Annotated in this window: 12 protein-coding genes; 5 read left to right on the top strand and 7 right to left on the bottom strand. The window is 61.2% G+C overall.

Annotated features, from left to right (window positions below):
• Nucleotides 1-49: 49 nt before the first annotated feature.
• Both AC1D2Q_RS14885 and AC1D2Q_RS14880 read right to left on the bottom strand, forming a co-directional pair.
• Nucleotides 50-1,375: an ATP-binding protein gene (locus AC1D2Q_RS14885; protein WP_477813654.1), complete on the bottom strand. Its 1,326-nt coding sequence runs from the start codon at nucleotides 1,373-1,375 to the stop codon at nucleotides 50-52.
• Nucleotides 1,372-2,052 (bottom strand): response regulator, encoded by a 681-nt coding sequence (locus AC1D2Q_RS14880; RefSeq protein WP_477813653.1) that lies wholly within the window; start codon nucleotides 2,050-2,052, stop codon nucleotides 1,372-1,374. The genes AC1D2Q_RS14885 and AC1D2Q_RS14880 overlap by 4 nt, the downstream gene beginning before the upstream one ends.
• A 326-nt stretch (nucleotides 2,053-2,378) precedes the next feature.
• On the opposite strand from AC1D2Q_RS14880, the gene AC1D2Q_RS14875 reads away from it, so the two are divergent.
• The 4 genes from AC1D2Q_RS14875 (at nucleotide 2,379) to dsbG (ending at nucleotide 6,594) form a co-directional block, all read left to right on the top strand.
• The gene (locus tag AC1D2Q_RS14875) at nucleotides 2,379-3,074 is read left to right on the top strand and encodes a hypothetical protein (RefSeq protein ID WP_477813652.1); all 696 of its coding nucleotides are present in this window, start codon (nucleotides 2,379-2,381) and stop codon (nucleotides 3,072-3,074) included.
• A 177-nt stretch (nucleotides 3,075-3,251) separates the two neighbouring features.
• Entirely contained in the window at nucleotides 3,252-4,985 is a 1,734-nt protein-coding gene (gene dsbD / locus AC1D2Q_RS14870) for a protein-disulfide reductase DsbD (protein ID WP_477813651.1), read from the top strand.
• Entirely contained in the window at nucleotides 4,985-5,851 is an 867-nt protein-coding gene (locus AC1D2Q_RS14865) for a prolipoprotein diacylglyceryl transferase family protein (RefSeq protein WP_477813650.1), read from the top strand. Before dsbD ends, AC1D2Q_RS14865 begins: the two co-directional genes overlap by 1 nt.
• Nucleotides 5,827-6,594, top strand: coding sequence for a thiol:disulfide interchange protein DsbG (dsbG, locus tag AC1D2Q_RS14860; protein ID WP_477813649.1), 768 nt, complete (start codon nucleotides 5,827-5,829; stop codon nucleotides 6,592-6,594). The genes AC1D2Q_RS14865 and dsbG overlap by 25 nt, the downstream gene beginning before the upstream one ends.
• 51 nt (nucleotides 6,595-6,645) lie before the next feature.
• Here dsbG and AC1D2Q_RS14855 read toward each other — a convergent pair whose 3' ends face one another.
• Together AC1D2Q_RS14855 and AC1D2Q_RS14850 are read right to left on the bottom strand one after the other, a co-directional pair.
• Nucleotides 6,646-7,470, bottom strand: coding sequence for an alpha/beta fold hydrolase (locus AC1D2Q_RS14855; RefSeq protein ID WP_477813648.1), 825 nt, complete (start codon nucleotides 7,468-7,470; stop codon nucleotides 6,646-6,648).
• A gap of 213 nt (nucleotides 7,471-7,683) precedes the next feature.
• On the bottom strand, nucleotides 7,684-20,667 hold the full coding sequence (locus AC1D2Q_RS14850; RefSeq protein ID WP_477813647.1) for a non-ribosomal peptide synthetase: 12,984 nt from the start codon (nucleotides 20,665-20,667) through the stop codon (nucleotides 7,684-7,686).
• 382 nt (nucleotides 20,668-21,049) lie between these two features.
• Between AC1D2Q_RS14850 and AC1D2Q_RS14845 the strand changes: the two genes are divergently transcribed.
• Nucleotides 21,050-21,598 carry an RNA polymerase factor sigma-70 gene (locus AC1D2Q_RS14845; RefSeq protein ID WP_477813646.1) on the top strand — a complete coding sequence of 183 codons (549 nt, stop codon included), beginning with the start codon at nucleotides 21,050-21,052 and terminating at the stop codon, nucleotides 21,596-21,598.
• Between the two features lie 122 nt (nucleotides 21,599-21,720).
• Here AC1D2Q_RS14845 and AC1D2Q_RS14840 read toward each other — a convergent pair whose 3' ends face one another.
• From AC1D2Q_RS14840 to AC1D2Q_RS14830, 3 genes are all read right to left on the bottom strand, one after another.
• Nucleotides 21,721-22,734 (bottom strand): GNAT family N-acetyltransferase, encoded by a 1,014-nt coding sequence (locus AC1D2Q_RS14840; protein ID WP_477813645.1) that lies wholly within the window; start codon nucleotides 22,732-22,734, stop codon nucleotides 21,721-21,723.
• A 99-nt stretch (nucleotides 22,735-22,833) separates the two neighbouring features.
• The gene (locus AC1D2Q_RS14835) at nucleotides 22,834-23,628 is read right to left on the bottom strand and encodes a substrate-binding periplasmic protein (protein WP_477813644.1); all 795 of its coding nucleotides are present in this window, start codon (nucleotides 23,626-23,628) and stop codon (nucleotides 22,834-22,836) included.
• 94 nt (nucleotides 23,629-23,722) lie between these two features.
• Complete coding sequence (locus tag AC1D2Q_RS14830) at nucleotides 23,723-24,346, bottom strand: TetR/AcrR family transcriptional regulator (RefSeq protein ID WP_477813643.1); 624 nt, start codon at nucleotides 24,344-24,346, stop codon at nucleotides 23,723-23,725.
• Between the last annotated feature and the right edge of the window lie 126 nt (nucleotides 24,347-24,472).

The raw sequence follows: 24,472 nt of genomic DNA, 5'->3' as shown, positions 1-24,472 counted from the left end.
CAAAAGATCGCAGCCTTCGGCAGCTCCTACAGGGGTTTTGGGGTGTCTGTTAGATGGGTTGCAGAGGCATCGTCAATTCAACCCGCAAGCCATCCGACCGGCTGTCGAAATGCAGGGTACAGCCGCAGCGCTGGACGATGGCCTGGACAATCGCCAGGCCGAGGCCGCAACCGGTGCTCTGGCCGTTGCGCCAGAAGCGTTGGGTCAGGTGTTGCAAGTCGTCTTCGGCAATTCCCGGGCCGTGGTCGCGAACCAAAAAGTGCACACGATTGCCATTGGTTTCCAGGCTCAGCTCCACCGCCCTATCGCCCGGCGTGTGGCGCAGGGCGTTGTCGAGCAAGTTGCGCAATGCAGCAATCGACAGCACTGCGGGCATTTGCAGCGGCGCATCGGAGAATCTGACCGGCACCTGAAACTTGATCCGCTGACGATCGCCGCTGGCCGCATCCTGAATCGCCAGTTTCGCCACCTGCTCAGCGCTGCACTGCACGCCATCATCGAACGACAAGCTGCCCTCGACACGCGCCAGCAGCAGCAATTGTTCAAGGGTACGGTGCAGGCGGTCGGCGCCCTCTTCGGCCCGGGCCAGGGACTGATCCCGCGCGGCACCGTCGGTCATGCGCGCCACTTGCAGATGGGTTTTGATCGCTGTCAGCGGGCTACGCAATTCGTGCGCAGCATCACCGGTCAGGCGCCGCTCGCGCTCGATGGTCTTGCCGATGCGCTGGAACAGCTGATTCTGGGTTTCCAGCAGCGGTTGCAATTCGCTGGGCAACGGCTGGATCTGCAATGGCTCCAGAGAATCGGCGCTACGCCGCATCAACGCATCGCGCATACGATTGAGCGGTGCCAGCCCCTGACCGATGCCGAGCCACAACAGGCACAGGCAGCCAAGCAGCGCCACGCCGACCGGCACCGAAGCCGCCAGCAGAATGGACATGTTCAGCGCTTCACGCTCGATCTGCCGGTCGGCGGTGGTGATGCGCACATCGCCCCGCGCCAGGGTGAAACTGCGCCATGGCGCGCCGTCGATAATCTGATCGTGGAAGCCCATTTTCTCGGCTTCCAGCGCTTGCTCGGGGTTGCTGTGGCTGCGGGCCAGAATCTCGCCGCGCAACGAGCTGACCTGACAGGCCATGCCGCCGGGGATATTCAGTTGTTCAGCGCTGAAATGGGTGCCCTCGCCCTTGCTCGGCAATGCCGGCAGTTGCTCCAGTAACCCGGCGACCATCCGCGCCGAGGCAACCAGCCGCTGGTCGAGGGAAAACATCATCTGGTTGCGCAGATCACTTAGCATCCAGGCGGCAGCCAGGGCCCAGATCAGCGCAAACGCGGCGCCGAGGGTCAGGCTCAGACGCAAACGCAGGCTCATCACTTCGATTCTTCTCCGCCATCGGCCGGCCCCAGGCGATAGCCCAGGCCACGCACCGTCTCGACAATGCCATTGCCGAGTTTACGCCGCAGGTGATGGATATGGACGTTAAGGGCGTTGCTTTCCAGCTCATCGTTGAAACCGTAGACGCTGTCTTTCAGTTGCTCGGTTGAGAGTACGCGACCACGGTTGTGCAGCAAGGCTTGCAACAGCGATTGCTCGCGACGGGAAAGGTCCACCGGTTGGCCGCCCAGCATGGTTTCGCGGCTGCTCGGATCGTAGGTCAAACGACCGTGCTCGATCAGGTTAACGCTGCGCCCCGCCACTCGCCGCAGCAACGTGTGCAGGCGCGCTGCCAGTTCGCGCAGGTCAAAAGGCTTGAGCAAGTAATCGTCGGCCCCGGCCTGCAAACCGTCAACGCGATCGGTGACCGAATCCCGCGCCGTGAGAATCAACACCGGAATCTCCAGGCCACTGTGACGCAACTGCTGCAACAGCTTCAGGCCATCCTCATCGGGAAGGCCAAGGTCGAGCACCATGACATCGAACTCAGCCACCTTGAGCATCGCCCGGGCAGCCGACGCGGTGGCGACGTGCTCGACGGTCAGGCCTTGCGCGGACAGGCCGGCAACAATACCGCTGGCGATCAGCTCATCGTCTTCGCAAACCAGTACATGCATGGGAGCCCCCAGGACAAAAAAGCGAGTGAAGCAGCTGAGGATTAAGCCGCAATTATGGCAAGGCCCACTGCCGACGAGAAGCATTGCTGCCGTTCAGCCGTCGCACCAGCGTATCAGAGGGGTATTTGATAATCGCCTGATCATTTCAGTGCATCAGCTTAGTTGGCAGCACACAGCCCGGTTTCAAACCGAAACAACCTCCTTCTAAAAAATCATACCGAATAGCATTACATCGCGATAATCTGAACCCGGCACAAACTACAACCAACCACCCATTTAAAAACACAACCCAAACAAAACCCAACTTGACTGAAAGGAATCAGACCATGCCAAAACTCAACAACTTTGTTGCCGTCGACTGGCGCTCCGGAAAAGATAAAATCTATTTCTTCTTCAAAGACACCAATCAATATTCACGATTTGATATTGGCTCGAACACGGTTGAAGAGGGTTATCCTGCCAACATTACATCCGGTAATTGGGGAGCCGTTCATGCTCAACTCAAAAACCTGCGTTTCGGATTCACAGCTCCTGCACTGGGAGGTTCCTGGGGCGGAGGCGATGATATTCTGTGGCTATTCTATTACGGCGGCGATACGCCGATGGTCTGCAAGTATGATCAGGACCTTGACAAGCCAGTCGGAAACTATCGCCTTGAAAACTCCCTATGGCATTCCCTACTTCCTTACTTTGACAAAATAGTTGCTGGCACGTGGTGGGATACTTTTGCACCAAAGAATGTATTTCGATTCCTGATGAATGATGGACACTACATCACCTTTAACTACACCACAAAAACAACCACACGACTGCCGATAACGCCCGACTCCTGGCCAGGACTTTCACAACATAAAGATCGAATTATAGCGGCGGTACAAAACGACGCCCCCCTTATCGACACCTACTACTACATTTTTCTCACGAACAACGAATACATCAGGTACAACCTCAAGGACAACAAGGCAGAGACCGGCCCTGTGAAAATTAATGACAGCAATTGGCCCGGACTTTTGCGGGGCTGAGGCTCAAGGCCAGGCGCTACCAATCATTGGCTAAAGTTACCGATGATGCGCATCGCTTACGCAGAAACACGGCATTACCCAATATGAGCGACTTCGTAGACGGCCGGCGGCGGTTAATCATCGGTTAATCGCCGCCACCCATTGTGCTCCTCACTTGCACAGGGATAAGGCTTACCCATGCGTCGACTGTTTCTATTTTTCGTTCTCTTGATCTCGGGTGTAGCCCAGGCAGGGACCAATCCGTTCGAAGCCAAACCTGAATTTCTGCCGGTGGAAAAGGCATTCGTCTTCACCTCCGAACGCCTCGATTCAGGTGAAACACAGCTCTATTGGCAGATTACCGACGGTTATTACCTCTATCAGAAGCGTCTGAAATTCGATGGCTTGCTTGGGGAGCAGCATCCTGTGTTACCCGAAGGTGAAACGCACAGTGACGGGTTCTTCGGAGAACAGCCGGTATATCGTCAGGGTCTGGAACTGAAGATTCCGGCCGGTGCCACCGGTCAGATCAGGGTAGGTTTCCAGGGTTGTGCCGATGCCGGCTTGTGTTATCCACCGCAGACTCAGGTCGTGGACCTGGGCGGCAATGTTGCCACTGCTGTGGTCAACGAAGCACCGGATCAAGCCCTGGCCAGTGACCTGCAACAACGTGCGCTGGGCTGGAGCTTGTTGGTGTTCTTTGGTCTGGGCCTGTTGCTGGCCTTCACCCCTTGCTCGTTGCCGATGCTGCCGATTCTGGCGGGGTTGATCGTTGGCAGTGGTGCCACGCCCAAACGCGGTTTTGCCCTCGCCGGCAGTTATGTGATCAGCATGGCGCTGGTGTATGCGGCGATGGGTGTTCTGGCGGCATCGCTCGGCGCGAACCTTCAAGCGCTGCTGCAGAATCCATGGCTGTTGGGCAGCTTTGCGGCGGTGTTCGTGCTGCTGGCCTTGCCGATGTTCGGTTTTTTTGAACTGCAATTGCCGGTGGCCGTACGGGATCGGCTGGAACATGTTTCACGCAGCCAGCGCGGTGGCAACCTGATGGGCGCCGGTGTGCTGGGGGCCTTGTCCGGTCTGTTGGTGGGACCGTGCATGACTGCCCCATTGGCCGGCGCCCTGCTCTATATCGCCCAGAGCGGCAATGCGCTGCACGGCGGGCTGATTCTGTTCGCCATGGGCGTTGGCATCGGTGTGCCGCTGTTGCTGCTGGTGACCGTCGGCAATCGCTTCCTGCCTAAACCTGGCGCATGGATGAACCTGCTCAAGGGTGTGTTCGGTTTCCTGTTTCTCGCCACGGCTTTGCTGATGCTGCGCCCGGTGCTGGATGAATCGCTGTGGCTCGGTATGTGTGGCGGTTTGCTGCTGATCGCCGCCTATAGCGCCTGGAAGCAGTCCCAGGGGTTTGGCCGCGTTGCCCATCTGTTCGGCGCCAGTTCGCTGCTGTTGGGCTTATGGGGCAGCCTGCTGGTGGTCGGTGCGGCGGGCGGCAGTGACGATCCGTATCAGCCGTTGCAGGTGTACAGCGCCGGTCGTACCGGCGCTGTCGCGCCGAGTGCTCATGATGCATTCACAACGATCAAGGAGCCCGCTGCCCTGCAACGCGAGCTCGACACGGCCAAGGCCCAGGGCCAATGGGTGCTGCTGGACTACTATGCCGACTGGTGTGTGTCGTGCAAAGTCATGGAAAAACAGGTCTTCGGCAAACCCCAGGTGCTGGATGCGCTGAGCGATGTGCGCTTGCTACGGCTGGACGTCACCGCCGACAATGCCGCCAGCCGCGAACTGCTCGGCCGTTATAAAGTGCCGGGGCCGCCGAGCCTGTTGTGGATCGGCACCGACGGCGAAGAGCGTCGCAGCCAGCGCATCACCGGCGAGGTCGATGCCGGCACTTTCCTGCAACGCTGGACCACCACCCGAGACGCTCGTTAATGCTGACCTTTACCCTCGGCACCTTTGCCATCGCGCTTAACCATTTGCTGCTGATCAGTGCCCTGGCGCTGGCGACGTTTGTCGGCTGGCGGGTGGCCAAGCGTGGCGGCGAGAACCCGGAATCGGTGTTGTTCAGCCTGTTCCTGCTGGGCATGCTGGCGGCCCGGGTCGGCTTCGTGATTGCCTACTGGGCACAGTATCGCAACGATCCGTGGCAGATCATCGACCTGCGCGACGGTGGTTTTCTCGCCTGGCCGGGGGTGGTCGTGCTCTTGCTGGCTGCGTTGTACCGAGGCTGGCGTCAACCGGGTTTGCGTCGGCCGTTGGGCTTTGGCGTGGCCAGCGGTCTGGCGTTCTGGCTGCTGGCGAGTTTCTCCCTGGGTATTTACGAACAAGGCACGCGCCTGCCGCAGATCACCCTGCGCAATGCCGCCGGCCAGACCATCCAACTCAGCGACTACCAGGGCGGCCCGTTGGTCATCAACCTCTGGGCCACCTGGTGCCCGCCGTGCCGCCGGGAAATGCCGGTGCTGGAAAACGCCCAGCAACAGCGCCCGGACCTGACCTTCCTGTTCGTCAACCAGACCGAAAGCATGCAGAGCGTCGCCACCTTCCTCGAAACCCAGGGCCTGAGCCTGACCAACGTGCTGTTCGATGGCAGCGGTCGATTGAGCCAGGCCGTGGGTTCCATGGCATTGCCGACTACGCTGTTCTATAGCCCCGACGGGTATCTGTTGGGCAGTCACCTGGGTGAGTTGTCGGAAGCCAGCCTGGCCCGCGCCCTGGAACACTTCGACACCCCGAACCCGGCCACCTCGGCCACGCCTTCAAGGAAATTGCCATGCTCCGCCTCCGCCACCTGCTGACACTGACCCTGGGTGCCGCCCTGCTGCACTTACCGTCGGTACAGGCCGAAGAACTGCCTGAAGCGATCAAGAAGATCGAAGCCAAGGGCGCCAAAATCGTCGGTACCTTCGACGCGCCCGACGGCCTGCGCGGTTACGCGGCGCAGTACCAGAACCGCGGCATGACGCTGTACCTGACCCCGGACGGCAAACATGTGCTGCTCGGCAATCTGTACGATGCCGACGGCAATGACCTGAGCAGTGCGCCGTTGCAAAAACTGGTCTACGCGCCGATGGCCAAGGAAGTCTGGGGCAAGATGGAAGCAAGCAGCTGGATCGGTGACGGCAATAAGGACGCACCACGGGTCGTCTACCTGTTCAGCGACCCGAACTGCCCGTACTGCAACATGTTCTGGGAACAGGCACGGCCGTGGGTCCAGGCCGGCAAGGTGCAGCTGCGGCACATCATGGTCGGCATCATTCGCGAAGACAGCCCCGGCAAATCCGCCGCGCTGCTGGCCGCCAAGGACCCGCAGAAAGCCCTGGAAGAACACGAGAAATCCGGCAAGGGCAGCTCGCTCAAGGCGTTGAAAGACGTACCGCCGGCGATTCAGGCGAAACTGGCGGCGAACATGAAGTTGATGGAAGACCTGGAACTGGCCGCCACTCCGGCGATTTTCTACATGGATGAAAAGGGCCAGTTGCAACAACAGCAAGGCGCGCCATCGCCGGACAAGTTGCTGAAGATTCTCGGGCCCAAATAAAGATCAAAAGATCGTCCGAAGGCTCGGGCCGCGTTCGGACGATCTTTTTAATCAAGCGCTACACGGATTTCTGTCGGCCAGAAACTTCAGCAGCGCCTCAGTGACAAACTCGGGGTTCTCCAGACTGGAGATATGCCCCGCCTCCGGCACCAGCACATACGGGCAACCGATCAACTCGGCCATTTCTCTTGTTTCCGATGGCGGCCGAGGTTTGTCCTGGTCGCCACACATCAACAGCGTGGTTTCAGGGTTCAGCTGAGCCAGGCGCGGCAACAAATCATCACGACTAAACGTGATCCGCCCCATCGGCACGATGCTTTCGCGCAGCCGGTTGACTGGCAATGCAGCCAGCCTGGCGCGGAAATCCTGATACAAAGCCGACTGCGGATCGATGCCCGGACGGAAGAAGATCGGCACAATAATGTCGAGCAGTTGCGGCGAGATCTCACCGCTGTCTTCGATCTGCTTGAACAGCGAAAAATAGTATTGGCGGGTCGGTTCCGGTTCAACGCCGACATAGGTGTCCATCAGCACCAGCCCGTTGAGCCGCTGCGGCGCCGACAGCGCCAGGCGAACGCCCCACATGCCTCCGACTGAAAGACCGACCAGCGTGACGCGGTCGATGCCCAGATGATCGAGCAATGCCAGTGCCTGACGCGCCACGTCATCCAGCGACGTCATGCCCTCGGGCATCCGCCCGGACTCGCCATGGCCCCAGAGGTCCAGGGCAATGACCCGATAGTGCTGCGACAGCGCCGCAATCTGCGGCGCCCACATGGCCTGGTCCCACAGGTAGCTCCCGGCCAGCAATACCGCCGGGCCCGTGCCTTGATCTAGGTAGTGAAGCGCTTGTCCATCAATCGTTACGAAGGGCATCGACTGTCTCCCTGGTGAAATAGGATCCATTAAAAAACCACGGGAAGCCTGAGCCGCGTGGGCTCGGCAGTCAACCCGGGTTGAAGATCAAAAGATCGTCCGAACGCGGCCCGAACCTTCGCCAGCTGCTACAGGGACTCGTGTACACCCGCACGAACCAAATGGGCTCGGCGTACACCTGTAGGAGCTGCCGCAGGCTGCGATCTTTTGACTTTAAAGCCCCTCCAGCTCCGCCATCAGGTCATTCAACCGATCCACTTTCTCCTCGGTAATGTCGCTTGCCGCCAACCCGTCGATGTACTCGGCCAACTCCGCCACCGTGCTGCACTCGAACATCGCCCGCAGCGGCACGTTGCGTTGCAGGGCTTTTTGCACCCGCGAGGCGATCTGGGTGGCCAGCAGCGAATGCCCGCCGAGCTCGAAGAAGTTGTCACGCACGCCAACCTTCTCGACCTTCAACACTTCGGCCCAGATATCCGCCAAGGTCTGCTCCAGCTCATTTCCCGGCGCCTGATAGTCCTGGCTTTGCAACTGGCCGATCTCCAGTGCCGGCAAGGCCTTGCGATCGAGTTTGCCGTTGGCGTTGAGAGGCATTTTGTCGAGCCACAACCAGTGCAGCGGCACCATGTATTCCGGCAGTTCGGCACGCAGGCGCTGCTTGATCCGCTCCAGTCGTTCGTTCGGATTCAACGCCGAATCCGCCGCCACCAGATAGCCGACCAGATGCTTGCCGTTGACACCCTCCTGCACCCCGACCGCCGCGTCGCGGACTTCCGGCTGTTCATGCAGACGCGCTTCGATTTCACCCAGTTCGATGCGGTACCCGCGAATCTTCACTTGATGATCGATACGCCCGACGTATTCCAGCACGCCATCACTGCGACGCCGGGCCAGGTCACCGGTGCGATACAGGCGATCCCCGGGCGCACCGAACGGGTTCGGCACAAATACCTGCGCCGTGCGCAACGGATCGCTCACATAACCACGACCGACCCCGGTGCCGGCCACGCACAACTCACCCACCGCCCCCAACGGCACCAGCTCCAGCGCGCCATCGAGCAGGTACAAACGGTTGTTGTCGGTCGGCGTACCGATCGGCAAATAGCTGCCACGGGTCGAAGCCAGGTCGATCCGGAAGAACGCCACATCGTCCGAGCATTCCGCCGGGCCATAAGCGTTCACCAGACCCATCTGCGGGTAACGCAGCAACCATTGATGCGCCAGTTCCGGCGGCATCGCTTCACCGGTCGGCAACATCCAGCGCAGGTCATCGAGGCTCATGCAGTCCTGGGCGAGCATGCCCTGAATCAGTGACGGCACACTTTCCAGCACGCTAATGCCCTGGCTCTGGACGTGGGCCAGCAAGCCTTGCGGATCGTGGGCGATGCTGTTCGGCACGATGTCTACCCGAGCGCCGAACAACGGCGCCGCGAGGAACTGCCAGACCGAAATATCGAAGCTTTGCGAAGCGGTCTGGGCGATCACATCGGCGTCGCTCAGCTTCAGGTACGGCACCTTGCTCAACTGGTTATTGAGCATGCCGCGCTGCTCGACCATCACGCCCTTCGGCAGGCCGGTGGAGCCCGAGGTGTAAATCACGTAGGCAAGGTTGTCCGGGGCGCTGTAGATACCCGGATTGGCCACCGAAACGTCGCTCGCCTGCACGTCTTCCCAGACCAGCAATCGAGGCCGGTTGGCACAACCGAATTCCTCCAGCAGCGCGACGGCTTGTTCACGGCACGCCCGAGTGCAGACCAGCAACGGCGTGCGGCTCAGGTCAATGATCCGGCTCAGACGCTGACTCGGCAGGCCCGGGTCCAGCGGCAGGTAACCGGCACCGGCCTTGAAGCTGCCGATGATCATGCCCAGCAGATCGAGATTACGCTCGGCAAGCAACGCCACCGGTTGATCCAGGCCGACACCGACTGCAATCAGCGCATGACCGAGACGGTTGCTGCGTTGATTCAGCTCGACATAGCTGAGTTGCTGATCGAGACAACTGGCGGCAATCCGCTGCGGATGCCGGGAAACCTGCGCTTCGAACAATGAGACATAGCTCTGCTCCAGCGGATAATCGTGTTCGCTCTGGTTGCAGCCGTGGATCAGGAAGTCCTGTTCCTCTGCGCCCAGCAGCGGCAGATCAGCCATGTCGCCATGGAAGCCTTCGACCAGCGCCAGCAACAGGCGCTTGAACTCACCGAGCATGCGCTCGACGGTAGATTCGTCGAAGTAACGCTGGTCGTAGGACAGGTGCAAACCCAGGTCATCCCCCGGATAGCAGACCGCCGTCAACGGGAAGTTGGTGTGGGTGCGGCCCGAATCCGAGGTGGCGTTGAAGCTTTGCGCGCGGTCCAGCACCGAGACTTCCACCGGGGCGTTTTCGAACACGAACAGGCTGTCGAACAGCGGTTGGCCTTTCGGCAGTTCGCTGGTTTCCTGGATGCTCACCAGCGGCAGGTACTCGTACTCGCGCAGTTGCATGTTGCTGTCGAGCAAACCGCTGAGCCACTGACGAACGCTGCAGCGCTGATCGTCCTCGGGCATTTTCACCCGCAAGGCGATGCTGTTGATGAACAGCCCGACGGTGCGTTGCATCTCTGGCATGTCCACCGGACGCCCGGCCACCGTGACGCCGAACAGCACGTCGCGATCACCGCTCAGGCGACGCAGCACCAGCGCCCACGCCGCCTGGGCGAAGGTGTTGATGGTCAGCTGATGGGCCTGGGCCAGTTCGCGCAGTTGTGCGCCGTCACGGGCATCAAGCCTTGTATAACAGTCGCCGACGATCATGCCGCCGCTGTCGCCGGCGTGTTCACGCAGGAACGGCCGGTCGCTCGGAATCGGCGTGGTGCGCTCGAAACCTTGCAGGTTCTGCCGCCACCACTGCCGCGCCTCGGCCAGACTCTGGCGTTGCAGCCAGCCGATGTAATCGCGATAACGCGGCGGCACCGCCAGTTGCGCTTGCCGGCCTTCGCCGAGGGCGGTGTAGATTTCGAAGAAGTCGTTCATCAGCAGCGAACGGCACCAGGCATCGATGAGGATGTGGTGGTTGCTCATCATGAACCAGTAGCGCGCCGCGCCCACGCGGATCAAGCGCAGGTGGAACGGCGCCTGATTGAGCAGATCGAACCCGGCCTCGCGCTCGCTTTTCAGCAGCGCCTGCAGCTTCGGTTCTTGCTCGGCTTCGGCCACCGCGCTCCAGTCCAGATACTCGATCGGCGTGCTGCCCGGTTTATGGATCAATTGCAGCATGTCTTCGCCGACGTTCCAGCAGAACGAGGCGCGCAAGGCTTCGTGACGGGCGATCACCGCTTGCCAGGCCTGGGCGAAACGCTCCGGGTCGAGCTCGCTGTTGATGCGGTAGCGGTCCTGCATGTAGTAGAGGCCGGTGCCCGGTTCGAGCAAGGTGTGCAGCAGCATGCCTTCCTGCATCGGGGTCAGCGGGTAGACGTCTTCGATAATCGCCGCCGGGACTGGCAGTGCGTCGAGTTGCGGCTGAGCCAGTTTGGCCAACGGGAAATCCGATGGCGTCAGGCCGCCCGCGTTGTCGCTCAGGCAGTGCTGGATCAGGCTGTGCAATTCATCCCGATACGCCTGCGCTAGGTCGGCGATGGTTTGCCGGTCGTGGCGTTCGGCGCTGAAGGTCCAGCGCAGCACCAGTTCACCACCGTACACCTGACTGTCGATGCTCAGTTCGTTGGGCAGCGGCGCATGCGGATCATGGGCCGCGCCGACCGGCTCATCGAGCGGACGGAACAGCGCATCGCTGCCGAAGCTCTGGTCGAACTGGCCGAGGTAGTTGAAGGTGATCGGCGCCACCGGCAGCGCGGCCATGGTCTGCCGACACAGGCCATCAGCCAGGTAACGCAGCACGCCATACCCCAGGCCTTTATGCGGCACCGCGCGCAGTTGCTCCTTGATCGCCTTGATCGACGCACCCTGTTCACTCACCGGCGTGAGGCGTAGCGGATAAGCACTGGTGAACCAGCCGACGGTGCGGGTCAGGTCGATCTCGTCGAACAGGGGTTCGCGGCCGTGACCTTCGAGTTGAATCAACGCCGACTCATGACCGCTCCAGCGGCACAACACACGGGCCAACGCAGTCAGCAGCAAATCGTTGACCTGGGTGCGATAGGCCGCCGGGGCCTGCTGCAACAGTTGCCGGGTGCGCTCGCTGTCGAGGCGCACGCTGACGGTTTGCGCGTGACGATTCTGCTGCCCGCCCCGAGGCCGATCACACGGCAATTCAGCGCTTGGGCCGGCCAGTTGCGCCTGCCACCAACTCAATTCTTCCCGCAGGGATTCGCTGCCGGCGTAAGCCTGCAACCGTGCGGCCCAGTCCCTGAAGGCACTGGTTTTCGCCGGCAGTTTTACTGACTGCTCTGCATCCAGTTGTCGATAAACCGTTTGCAGATCGTCCAGCAGCACCCGCCACGACACCCCGTCCACCACCAAGTGGTGAATGGCAATGAACAGCCGTTGGTGCCCCTCGGGATCATCGACCAACAGCGCCCGCATCAGCGGCCCTTGCTCAAGGTCGAGGCTGCGCTGGGCCTCGGCGAACAGCGCCGCGCTTTTGTCCATCGTCGGCACTTGCACCTGCCATAGCACGGCGGCGTCGGAAACTGCCTGATGCTCGGCCTGCCAATGACCGGCGACCTTGGTGAAACGCAAGCGCAAGGCGTCGTGCTGTTCGATCACCGCCAGCAGCGCTTGCTCCAAACGATGCGGCTCCAGCGCCACGGTCGGCTCCAGCAGCAACGCCTGGTTCCAGTGTTGACGCTGCGGGATTTCGGTGTCGAAGAACCAGTGCTGGATCGGCGTCAAACGCGACTCACCCGTGAGCAAACCTTGCTCGGCGGTGACCCGTTCAGTACGAGTCGCCACCGCAGCCAACGTCTGCACGGTCTGGTGCTGGAACAGGTCGCGCGGGCTGAAGTGGATGCCCTGCTGCCGCGCCCGGCTGACGACCTGGATCGACAGGATCGAATCGCCGCCCAGTTCGAAGAAGTTGTCGTTAAGGCCGACCTGCCGCACGTTCAACACTTCGCACCAGATGCCGGCCAGGGTCAGCTCAAGTTCGTTGCTCGGCGCCACGTATTGCTGACGATTCAACTCCGGGTCCGGTGCCGGCAGTGCGCGGCGGTCGAGTTTGCCGTTGGCGGTCAGCGGCATGTTTGCCAGCAGGATCAGGTGCGTGGGCACCATGTAGTCCGGCAGTTGAGCCTTCAAGTGAGCCTTGAGGGCTTCGCGCAGGGCGGTTTGTTGCGCTTCGCCCTGCTCGGCCACGTCTGTGACCAGGTAGCCCACCAGTTGTTTGCCGCTCGGCGCATCGAGCGCCAGCACGACCGCTTCACGGATCGACTCATGTTCCAGCAGACGGGTTTCGATCTCGCCCAGTTCGATGCGGAAACCACGGATCTTCACTTGATGGTCGATACGGCCGAGGTACTCGACAAGGCCATCGGCGCGCTGACGGACAAGGTCGCCGGTGCGGTACAAGCGTCCGCCGTTCGCGGCAAAAGGATCGGCGACAAAGCGTTCGGCGGTCATCCCCGGACGCTGGTGATAACCCAGCGCCAGACCGGCGCCGCCGACATACAACTCGCCGGTCGCGCCTTGTGGCAGCAACGCCAGATCGGCGTCGAGAATGTACGCCACGCGCGCGCCAATCACGCTGCCGATCGGCACGCTACCCTGCCCTTCTTCCAGTTGCTCCGGTGCCAGACTGGCCAACGGCATGACCACGGTTTCAGTCGGGCCATAAGCGTTGAAAAACAGGCTTGGCTTGAACGCCGCGCGAATCCGTTGCAGGTGTTCGCCGGTCAGGGCTTCGCCACCGGTGATGCACATGCGCACCGGCAGGGTTTCGCCCTGGGTCGCCAGCCATTGCGCCAACTGGCTGCCGTAGCTTGGGGTGAAGCCGAGGATGTTGATGTTATGGCGACGAATCAGCCCGCAGATTTCTTGCGCATCCCACTGGCCTTGAGCGCGAAGGACCACCTGCGCACCGCTCAATAGCGGCACCAGCAGACGCTCGGTCGCGGCATCGAAGTTGATCGAATAGAAGTGCAACTCGCAATCATCCGGGCGCATGCCGAAACGCTCGATCACCGCGCGGCAATGCATGGCGATTTCACCGTGGGACACCACCACGCCTTTCGGTTTTCCGGTGGAGCCCGAGGTGTAAATCAGGTACGCCTGATGCTGCGGCAAGCTGATAAACGGCAGCTCGCTGGCCGGGTAATTGGCCAGGTCCGCGGCATCGTCTTCCAGACACCAACGACCGACGCTGGCCGGCAACTCACCGAGTGCCGCGAACATCGCCGCATCGCTGAGCAACAAACCGATGCCGCTGTCTTCGATCATGTAGTGCAGGCGATCCAGCGGGTACTCCGGGTCCAGCGGCACATAGGCGCCGCCCGCCTTGAGGATTGCCAGCAAGCCGATGACCATCTCCAGCGAACGTTCCAACGCCAAGCCGACCCGCACCTGCGGCCCGACACCGCGCTCACGGAGCATCCAGGCCAGACGATTGGCGCGGCTGTCGAGCTCGGCGTAGCTCAGGGTTTGCCCGGCGAACGTCAGCGCCGGTGCGCCCATGCGCACCCGCGCCTGCTCAGCGAACAGCTGGTGGATGCATTGATCGAGGCGATGCTCACCCGGCTCGATGCCGAGGCTGTCGAGCAGGTTTTGCTGTTCAGTGGCGTCGAGCAATGGCAGCTCACTCAAGCGCTGTTGCGGATCGGCCAGCAACGCTTCCAGCAGATTGCGCCAGTGCCCGGCCATGCGCGCGATGCGCGGCTCATCGAACAGATCGGTGCTGTAAGTCAGGCAGCAACCGAGGCGATGGTCGAGGTCGGTGACTTCCAGGTTGAGGTCGAACTTGGTCGCTCGCGCATCGTTGGCCAGGTACTCGACGGTCATCCCGGCCAGGGTGCGACTCTGCTGGAACTCCCAGCGCTGCACGTTGCACATCACTTGGAACAGTGGGTTATAAGCGGCGCTGCGCGGTGGCTGCAAGGCTTCGACCAAGTGATCGAACGGCAGGTCCTGATGGGACTGGCCTTCGATCACCGTGTGGCGAACCTGCTCGAACAACTCGCCCACGGACATCTGCCCGTCGAGCTGGCAACGCAGCACTTGGGTGTTGAGGAACGCGCCGATCAGCCCTTCGCTTTCCGGGCGAATGCGGTTGGCCACCGGCGCACCGATGCGCAAATCGGTCTGGCCGCTGTAGCGGTAAAGCAGCACGGCCAGGGCGGCGGTCATGGTCATGAACAGGGTCAGGCCGTTGTCTGCGTTGAAAGCACGAACCCGCGCCGCGAGGTCATCGCTGAGGTCGAAACGGAACAGTTCGCCCTGATGACTTTGTACCGGCGGACGCGGACGATCAGCCGGCAATTCCAGCAGCGGATGTTCGCGGCCCAGTTGCGCGGTCCAGTAATCGAGCTGGCGCTGACGTTCGCCGGACTCCAGCCACTGACGCTGCCACACGCTGTAATCCAGGTACTGCACCGGCAAGGGTTGCAGCGGTGATTCGCGGTCATCGACGAACGCTTCGTAGAGTGCGCTGAGTTCCCGCGCGAAGATGTCCATCGCCCAGCCTTCGGTGACGATGTGGTGCAGGGTCAGCACCAAGTAATGTTCGTGCTCGGCGGTCTTGACCAGGCAGGCGCGCAGCAACGGTCCGGTTTCCAGATCGAAAGGCGTGTGCGCCTCGCTGTCGGCCAGTTGCTGGACTCGCTGCTCACGGGTATCGGCCGCCAGCGCGGAGAAATCCTTCCAGTCCATGCGCAGGCCGGTGTCCGGATGCACCTGTTGCCGGGCCACGCCGTCGACGCTCGGGAACGTCGTGCGCAGGGTTTCGTGGCGCATGATCAGCGCTTGCAGTGCCGCTTCGAAACGCCCGACGTCGAGTACACCGCGCAACCGCGCCATGCCGCCGACGTTGTAGGCCGGGCTGTCCGGTTCCATCTGCCACAGGAACCACATGCGTTGCTGGGAATAGGACAACGGCACCGGTTGGCGGCGGTCGACTTTCTCGATCGGTGGCTGCCGGTTGGTTTTGCCGCTGGCCTGGATCAAGCGAACCTGTTCGGCAAACGCGCCCAACTCACTGGCCTCGAACAGCGCCCGCAACGGCAACTCGACGTCACAAGCCTGGCGGGTGCGGGAGATGATTTGCGTGGCCAGCAAAGAATGACCGCCGAGGGCGAAGAAGTCGTCGCGCAGACCGATCTGCGCTTGGCCCAACACTTCGCGCCAGATGTCGGCGATTTGTTGCTCAAGCGCCGTGACCGGTTCGACGTGCTCGCGGACATGCCACTGAGGTTCCGGCAAGGCGCGGCGATCGAGTTTGCCGCTCGGGCTCAGGGGCATTTGGTCCAGACGCATGAGTTGCGCCGGGACCATGTATTCCGGCAAATCAGTGGCCAGCGCGGCTTTCAGGCGCGCGGTTTGAGTGTCGAGGTCTTCAGTGGAATCAGTGGCGGTGTAGTAACCGATCAACTGCCCGCCGACCGCCGTTTCGCGCACCAGCACCACCGCTTGGGCGACGCCGGTTTGTGCCAACAGCCGCGCTTCGATCTCTTGCGGCTCGACACGAAAGCCACGCAGTTTGACCTGCTGATCGAGACGACCGAGGTATTCGATTACGCCATCGGCGGTCCAGCGCGCACGGTCGCCGGTGCGGTACAGACGCGTGCCCTGCTCGCCCAGTGGATCGACCACGAAACGCTCAGCGGTCAGCCCCGGACGACCTAGATAGCCCCGAGCCAAACCGATACCGCTGATGCACAGTTCACCCGGCACGCCGGCCGGCACCGGGTTGAGGTCACTGTCGAGCACCCGGCACAGCACGTTGCCCAATGGCCGGCCAATCGGCGAGCGCTCGCCATCGGCGATTGTGCAGTGCCAGTGGGTGACGTTGATCGCGGTTTCGGTCGGGCCGTAGCGGTTGTGCAGTTGCACCGCCGGCAGTTGCGTCAGCACGCGGTTGCGCAGTTCGGCGGGCAAGGCTTCGCCGCCGGAAAACACCCGGCGCAGGCTGGTGCATTCGGCGGTCAGCGGTTCGTCGATGAACAACCCCAGCAAGGGCGGCACAAAGTGCAGCGTGGTCACGCCGTATTGCTGAACCAGTTGCGCGATGCGGTGTGGATCGCGATGTTCGCCGGGACCGGCGATCAGCAAGCGGCACCCGGTGATCAACGGCCAGAAACACTCCCATACCGACACGTCAAAACTGATCGGGGCTTTTTGCATCAGCACGTCGGTATCGTTCAGGTGATAAGTGTTCTGCATCCATTGCAGACGTTCAGCGAGCGCTGCGTGAGTGTTGCCAACGCCCTTGGGCTGGCCGGTGGAACCGGAGGTATAAATCACGTAGGCCAGGTTGTCGCCGTGCAGGTGCAGACCCGGCGCATGGCTTGGCCAGCTCTCCAGGTGCAGGGCGTCCATGGCAATCACGCAGACGCCATCAGTGGCCGGCAAGCGGTCGAGCAATTCGGTTTGGGTCAGCAATAACTCGACGCCACTGTCGCTGAGCATGTAGGACAGGCGCTCGGCCGGGTAATCCGGGTCGAGCGGCACATAAGCGCCGCCGGCCTTGATGATCGCCAGCAAGCCGATCAGCAACTGCGGCGAACGCTCGGCGGCGATGGCCACGCACACATCCGGGCCGACGCCTTTGTCGCGCAGGTAATGCGCCAAGCGGTTGGCCTGAGTATGCAGTTCAGCGAAGTCCAGGTTGCCGCCGTCCCACAGCAACGCGGTGCGCTCCGGGGTCTGGCGTACTTGTTCGTTGAGCAGTTCCGGCAACCACTGCTGCGCCGGACTGCATGGGGCAACGCTCCAGTCATTTTGCTGAGTGTGTTCGGCGGTAGTCAGTAGTTGCAGGTCACCGATCACTTGTTGCGGGCGTTCACAGATGGCTCGCAGCATGTTGCTGAAGTGCTCGGCCAGACGCTCGATGGTCGGCGCGTCAAACAGTTCGCTGGCGTAGTCGAACGACAGGCTCAAGCGTCCGTTGCGGTCTTCTTCGCTGTGCAGTTGCAGGTCGAACTTGGCTTCGCGGCTGTGCCACGGCAGCTCTTCGGCGAGCAGCCCCGGCAGACGACGCAGGGCGCTGAGATCCCGTTGCTGATGGTTGAACATCACCTGGAACAAACCTTGTTCGCGGGCCTGGGGGAAAGCTTCGAGCAGTTGTTCGAACGGCAGGTCCTGATGCGCTTGTGCACCCAGGGCGGCTTGCCGGGTTTGCGCCAGTAACTCCACAAATGGCAGTCGCGAATCCATTTCGGCACGCAGCACTTGGGTGTTGATGAAGAAGCCGATCAGCCCCTGGGTTTCCAGGCGTGGACGGTTGGCATTCGGCACGCCGACGCGGATGTCGCGCTGGCCGCTGTAGCGATGCAGCAGGCTCTGGAAGGCTGCGAGCAACAGCATGAACGGTGTCGATTCATGGGCCTGGGCGGTCTGGCGAATGGCGTTGCTCAGGCTCGCGTCCAATCGCAGCGTGTGGCGTTCGGCGCTGTAAGTGTGCTGCGCCGAACGTGGGTGGTCGGTGGCCAGGCTCAGGGTCGGATGCTCGTCACCCAACTGCGCTTTCCAGTAAGCGAGTTGCCGTTCGCCCTCTCCTTGCGCCAGCCACTGGCGCTGCCAACTGCCGTAGTCGGCGTATTGCGTCGGCAAGGCTGCAAGGCTGGCGGTCCGGCCTTGAGAGGCTGCCGCATACAGGCGCGAGAATTCGTCGATCAGCACGTTCAGCGACCAGCCGTCGGCGATGATGTGGTGCATCGTCACCAGCAGTTGATGATCCTCATCATCGAGGCGCACCAGGGTCACCCACAGCAGCGGGCCGTTCTCCAGGTCGAACCGGGTGCGGGCTTCGTCCTCGCGGATTTGTTGCGCGCGGGCTTCACGCTCGGCGGCCGGCACGTCGCGGATGTCGATCACTTGAAGATCGAATTCAGCGGCAGCATCGACCTGTTGCAGGGCCACACCGTCGCGCTCGAAAAACCGCGTGCGCAGGGATTCGTGACGTTCGATCAGTTGCTGGAAACTGGCGCGCAAGGCGTCTTCGTCCAGTTCGCCGCGCAGGCGCAAAGCGCCGGGAATGTTGTAGGCGCTGCTCTGCGGGTCAAGTTGCCAGGTGATCCACAAACGGTTTTGCGCCAGGGATTGCGGCATGGCTTCGTTGCGCGACAGCTGAGTGATCGCGCCTTGGGCGAGGCCGCCATCCTGTTGTTGCCGGGCGACGGCGGCGGCGAACGCGCCGAGGGTTGGCGCTTCGAACAACAGACGCAGATTCAGCTCCAGAGCCAGCTTTTCACGCAGGCGTGCGACCACTTCAGTGGCAGCGATGGAGTTACCGCCGAGCAGGAAGAAATGGTCATCGGCACTGACTTGTTTGACGTTGAGTTGTTCGCACCATATCTGGCCGATCAAGGTCTGCAGCTCGGAGCCCGATTCAGTTTCAGAGGGGCTTGCGCTGTCTGCCGACGGGAATAGCGCATAGCTGTCGAGGCTGCCATCGGCCAGGCGACTGCGACAGGCCGAGCGTTGCAACTTGCCGCTGGAGGTCTTGGGCAGCGCCCCCGGATTGAGCAACACCACCACGCTCGGCGCTTCCTGATACGCCTCGGCCACTGCCTGGCGAATAGCTTTGATCAGCGCCTCGGGCGGCAGGATTTTCTGCACGCTGCGGCTGATTTCCGCGGCAATGCCGATGCCTTCCCGCCCCTCGAAGTTGACCGCGAACGCGGCCACGCGACCTTTGCGCACCACCTCCACTTCGCGCTCGATGGTCTGCTCGATGTCCTGCGGATAGAGGTTGTGACCACGAACGATCAGCATGTCTTTCAGGCGCCCGGTGATGAACAGTTCACCGTCACGCAAAAAACCCAGGTCGCCGGTGCGCAGCCAGGTGCGGCCTGCATGCTGGACGAAGGTCTTGGCCGTGGCTTCAGGGTTGCGCCAGTAGCCATGGGCGATGCTCGGCCCGGCGGCCCAGACTTCACCGACGACGTTGTCGGCGAGTTCTTCAAGCGTTACCGAATCGGCAATCAGCACCGCATGATCCGGCTGGCTGACGCCGCAACTCATGATCGGACTGCCATCGCCCGGTTCGGCACGGTTTTGCGCCAGGGCCTGATCATCCACGCGCAATGCCGGAATGCCCTGACCGCGCAGAGTGCCGGCAACGAACAGTGTCGCTTCCGCGAGGCCGTAAGAAGCCATGAAACTGTCCGACGTAAAACCACAGGCCGAGAACTTCTCGGCGAAGCGTTCCAGGGTGTCGAGACGAATCGGTTCGGAACCGGAATACGCCACGCGCCAACCGCTCAGGTCGAGGCATTCCAGAGCCGATTCGCTGACGCGCTCGCTGCACAGTCGATAGGCGAAGTCCGGCCCGCCGCTGATGGTGCCGCCGTATTCGCTGATCGCTTCCAGCCAGCGCAACGGGCGACCGAGGAAGTACGCCGGCGACATCAACACGCACGGCACGCCACTGAAAATCGGTTGCAGCAGGCCACCGATCAGCCCCATGTCGTGGTACAGCGGCAGCCAGCTGACGATCACGTCATCAGGATTGAGGTCGATACCAAAGCCATGACGAATCAATAGTTCGTTGGCCACCAGGTTGCCGTGGCTGACTTGCACGCCTTTAGGTAACGCTGTGGAGCCGGAAGTGTATTGGAGGAAGGCGATGTGCACGCCTTGCAAGTCCGGCGCAACCCAGCGTTCGGCCAGAGCGTTGTCGAGGGTGTCGACACATAGCAGCGGCGGCGCCCCGTTGATTTGCAGCAACGCGTCGTGCAGGTCGGCGCGGGTCAACAGCAGGCGCGGCTCGGCATCGCTGATGATCGACAGCAGACGTTCCTGATGATGACGACGGGTCGATTCCGGCGGATAGGCCGGGACCGCAATCACCCCGGCGTACAGGCAACCAAAGAACGCCGCAACATAATCCGGGCCACTGGGAAACAGCAGCACCGCGCGATCGCCGAACGACGCCTCGGCCTGCAACGCACCGGCAATGGTTCGCGCCCGTTGATCCAGCTCACGATAACTGAGCACCACAGCCTGATCCTGGGTTTCGGCGAGAAAACGCAAGGCCACCCGGTCCGGCGTCAGGGCCGCGCGGCGCTGGAGGGCTTGGACCAGTGTGCTGGGGAGTTCGAACGCGTCGGTCATGAGGTTTCCTGCCTGAATTCGGCTTGCAAGTGGAATCGGTTTTCGTACGTCATGCCCGTTCATGGGCATGCAGGACACGGTCTTCGCCGACCGCGCAAGGCATTGGGAATGCTGTTTTGTCAGGGGCTTGCGCCCGCAGCCAGTCACCAATGAGAACGGATGAGGTCTTGAAATAATTAGTCGCCGGGCTTGAGCGCCGACGGGCTTGCGGCCAGTGGATGAGTCAGCGTGTCGCCGCTCTCCCTCCGCACCGCAGTGGAGCATTAATTCTCTTTCTCAATTGACAATCATTATCATTCAGAATAATTTGTCGCTCGATATGTAGGACGGCTCCGACCCCCCTTGTCGTCTCACGACCCTATTTGCAGCAAGGTGATTTCCAATGACGGAACAAGTATCCACAAGCAGGTGCGATTCACCGCTACTTCAGGCCTTCGTCGACAACCGACTGATTCTGGTCAAGATTGCCGCCCGCATTACCGGCTGCCGATCCCGTGCCGAAGACGTGGTGCAGGATGCTTTCTTCCGGTTGCAATCGGCGCCGCAGATCACCTCGTCCATCAAGGCGCAGCTCAGCTATCTGTTCCAGATCGTGCGCAACCTGGCGATCGATCACTACCGCAAGCAGGCGCTGGAGCAGAAGTATTCAGGCCCGGAAGAGGAAGGTCTGAACGTGGTGATCCAGGGCGCTTCGCCGGAAACCTCGCATATGAATTTCTCGACCCTGGAAAACATTGCCGATGCACTGACAGAGCTGCCCAGCCGCACCCGTTACGCCTTCGAGATGTACCGCCTGCACGGCGTGCCGCAAAAAGACATCGCCAAGGAACTTGGCGTCTCGCCCACCCTGGTGAACTTCATGATTCGTGATGCGCTGGTGCATTGCCGCAAGGTGTCGGGCAATCGTGCGAATACCTTCGCTCGTCGTTAAGACGGCGCCGTGTCGATAAAAAAGATCGCAGCCTTCGGCAGCTCCTACAGGTGCGTGCTCATCCGCAAATATCGCGGCAAACACGGTCAATGCAGGAGCTGCCGAAGGCTGCGATCTTTTTTTCAGGCCAACTTGCACCGATCAAAAAACCGCTCACGCCCCAGCACCATCAGCGCCGCGCGCTTGTGCGGGAAGTCGAACTCTTTTTCGCAGTGAAAACACTGATTGTGCAGATGCCCGATCATCTTCGCGTTGTCGGCTCGAGGTTCGGCGACCACCCGTTGAGTGCGCGGATCATCGAGAAACAAGTAGTGCACCAGCGCCGATAACCAACTCGCCACCTTATGTGGGCCACGGTGATGTTCTTCGCCCACCAGCATGTGAATGCCACGGTCGTAATCACCGGCGTCATAGAACGGCGCAATGCGATCTTCCTTGGCCCAGTAGGCTTCAAAGTAGGCAAACGGCTGATCATCGAAGCAACCGATCAGCGTCAAGGTATGCGGGTCGGCTTCAAGCTTGCCGAGGTATTCCCGATGCTGCTCGAGACTGCCCTCCTCCTGCCAGAAACTCGCGACCCGCGGGCTGTTCTGCCAACGGTTGAAACGCGCCAGGTCATGCTCGATTTCTACCGTGCGCAGGGAAACCCACGCACCGAGCCGCGCATCGAAGCGTCGATAGACCTCACCACGGGGTTTCGCTGCACGAAGGGGATGGCGCTTGCCGTCGCTGATGACCATCTGCTGTGGATAGCTACCGGTCAACGACTCACCCAGCCAAGGCTGAGGCAATTGCCAGAACAGCGTGCGTTCACAGCGATACTGGCCGTTGACGTCGGTGGGGATCAGCAATCCGCTGAGCAAGGCTTCGGTGGGCACTTGATCGAGGTGCCAGGTCAGACGCTGACACTGCGCATCACGGGCAAACAGCCAATAACAGGCCGCCCAGAATGCTTGACCGTCAGGACGGCCAAAGCGCTCCTCCAGCCGCAGATGCAACTCGGGTTCGCGGGTCAGCCGCAGTTCGATCAGCGGCTGACCTTCCAGGCTGAGGCTCAGGCGACTTGCGGTTTCATCGGCTACAAGACGGTTGCCTGACGGCAAGGCCAGGGCGGTCAGGTCATTCAGATTGGACATGGATCGGGCTCACGGTAATCGTCGACAGTTCAACGATGTGACGTGAGCCGGGGCAGAAAATTTAAGCGCCGTCGCCAAATACGCGCCCCATGGCGCGATTCAGTGCTTGCCCACCGGCACCAGGGCAATTTTGTAGGGATCGAAAATCTTCAGCATCTGGCCGTTGTTTCGCAGGCCTTGCAGCAACTTGCCGAATGCTTCACCCGTAATCGGCGCCTCTGGACGAATCAGCGCGTAATGGTGATAGACCTGATCGATGCGTTGCGACACCAGCAACTGCTCGCCGACTTTTTCGTTGCGCAGCAGGTAATCGCTCAGATAAGAGCGTSTCACCAGGGCAATGTCTGCTCGCCCGCGCAGCACCATCAGCAGGTTGCTGTCGTGGGAATAGGTCAACGTGGCCTTGTAAGTGTCGGCCAGATACTTGGGATCGGCATTGAAATTGGCAAACTCGTAGTGATAGCCGCTGTACAGCGCCAGCCGCTTGCCCGTCAGGTCCTTGAAGTAACTCTCATCGCGACCGGGTTGCTTCTGCGCGACAAAGATTTCTGCATCTTCCAGGTCCATGTCAACGAGGGTATGCGGGATGTCCTTCCAGCCCCAGTCCGGGTTCTCGAAAATCGCCATATCGACCCGGCCTTCCTTGAAGTCGTTGAAACGCCTGGGAATCGAGGTGGGCACCAGCACAAACTGATAATCGGTTTGCAACTGATTCAGCGCTTCCACCAGTTGCGGCAGCAGACCGGTGTCGGCACCGGACTCCGGGCGCACGGTATAGGGTGGAAAATGGGCGGCCCCGACCCGCACCTGTTGCGCGGCCTGAGATGGCAACACCCAGCACACCGCAAGCGCCGCCAGCAAAAGCCGCGACGCCATTCGAATTGATGAAGACATCAAAACAGCACACTCCCCAAAAAAATACTCACCAATGCATACAAACTAGGCGGTTTCGTCAACTTAGCCAGTTTCTTGCCGAGATAGACGGCTCTTACCGTTCTTCAAGCACCAAAATCAGCGCTTCATCGGCCAATTGATCGAGGTTCATACTGCCACCGGGGCGAAACCAGGTGGTGGTCCAGGATAGCGCGCCCGTCAGGAAGCGGCGGGTGATGAACACGTCGCCCCGGATAAAACCGGCGTCCTTGGCTTCTCCCAGCACCTGCAGCCAGATGGCTTCATAAATATCGCGCAGCGCCAGAACCTGCGCCTGGCCTTCCTCAGACAGCGAACGCCACTCATACACCAGCACCGCCATGGCCTCGCCACTGCCGCCCATGATCGACTGCAATTCGCAGCGAATCAGCGCCAGCACCCGCTCGCGCACACTGCCGGCCTCGGCCAGTGCTGCGCGCATCAACGCGGTATTGTAGCGAATGGTCTCCTCCATCACTGCCCGCAGGATCTCGTCCTTGCTTTTGAAGTGATGAAAAATGCTGCCTGACTGAATGCCCACCGCACTGGCCAGGTCACGCACGGTGGTGCGTTCATAACCTTTGTTGCGAAACAGGTGAGCGGCCACTTGCAGCAGTTTGCCGCGGGCGCTGTCGGGGTCGGTCAATTGGCCGCTGTCGACCAATTCGCGCATCACCCTCAGGGCTTTTTGCTCGTCCACCCGTTCTCTCCTACAGTCGATCAATCAAATGCGCCGCTGCCCCGTTAAAACAGTAGGGTTGCGCGGGCAATTTAAGCTGGCGGGGGCGACCAAGCAAGCGCTCGGGAAGAAGATAATCAAGGCGTT

It is taken from the genome of Pseudomonas sp. P1_A1 (genome assembly GCF_056406935.1).
Note: the sequence above shows the minus strand (reverse complement) of the source record. Positions and strands in the feature narration are given on the sequence as shown.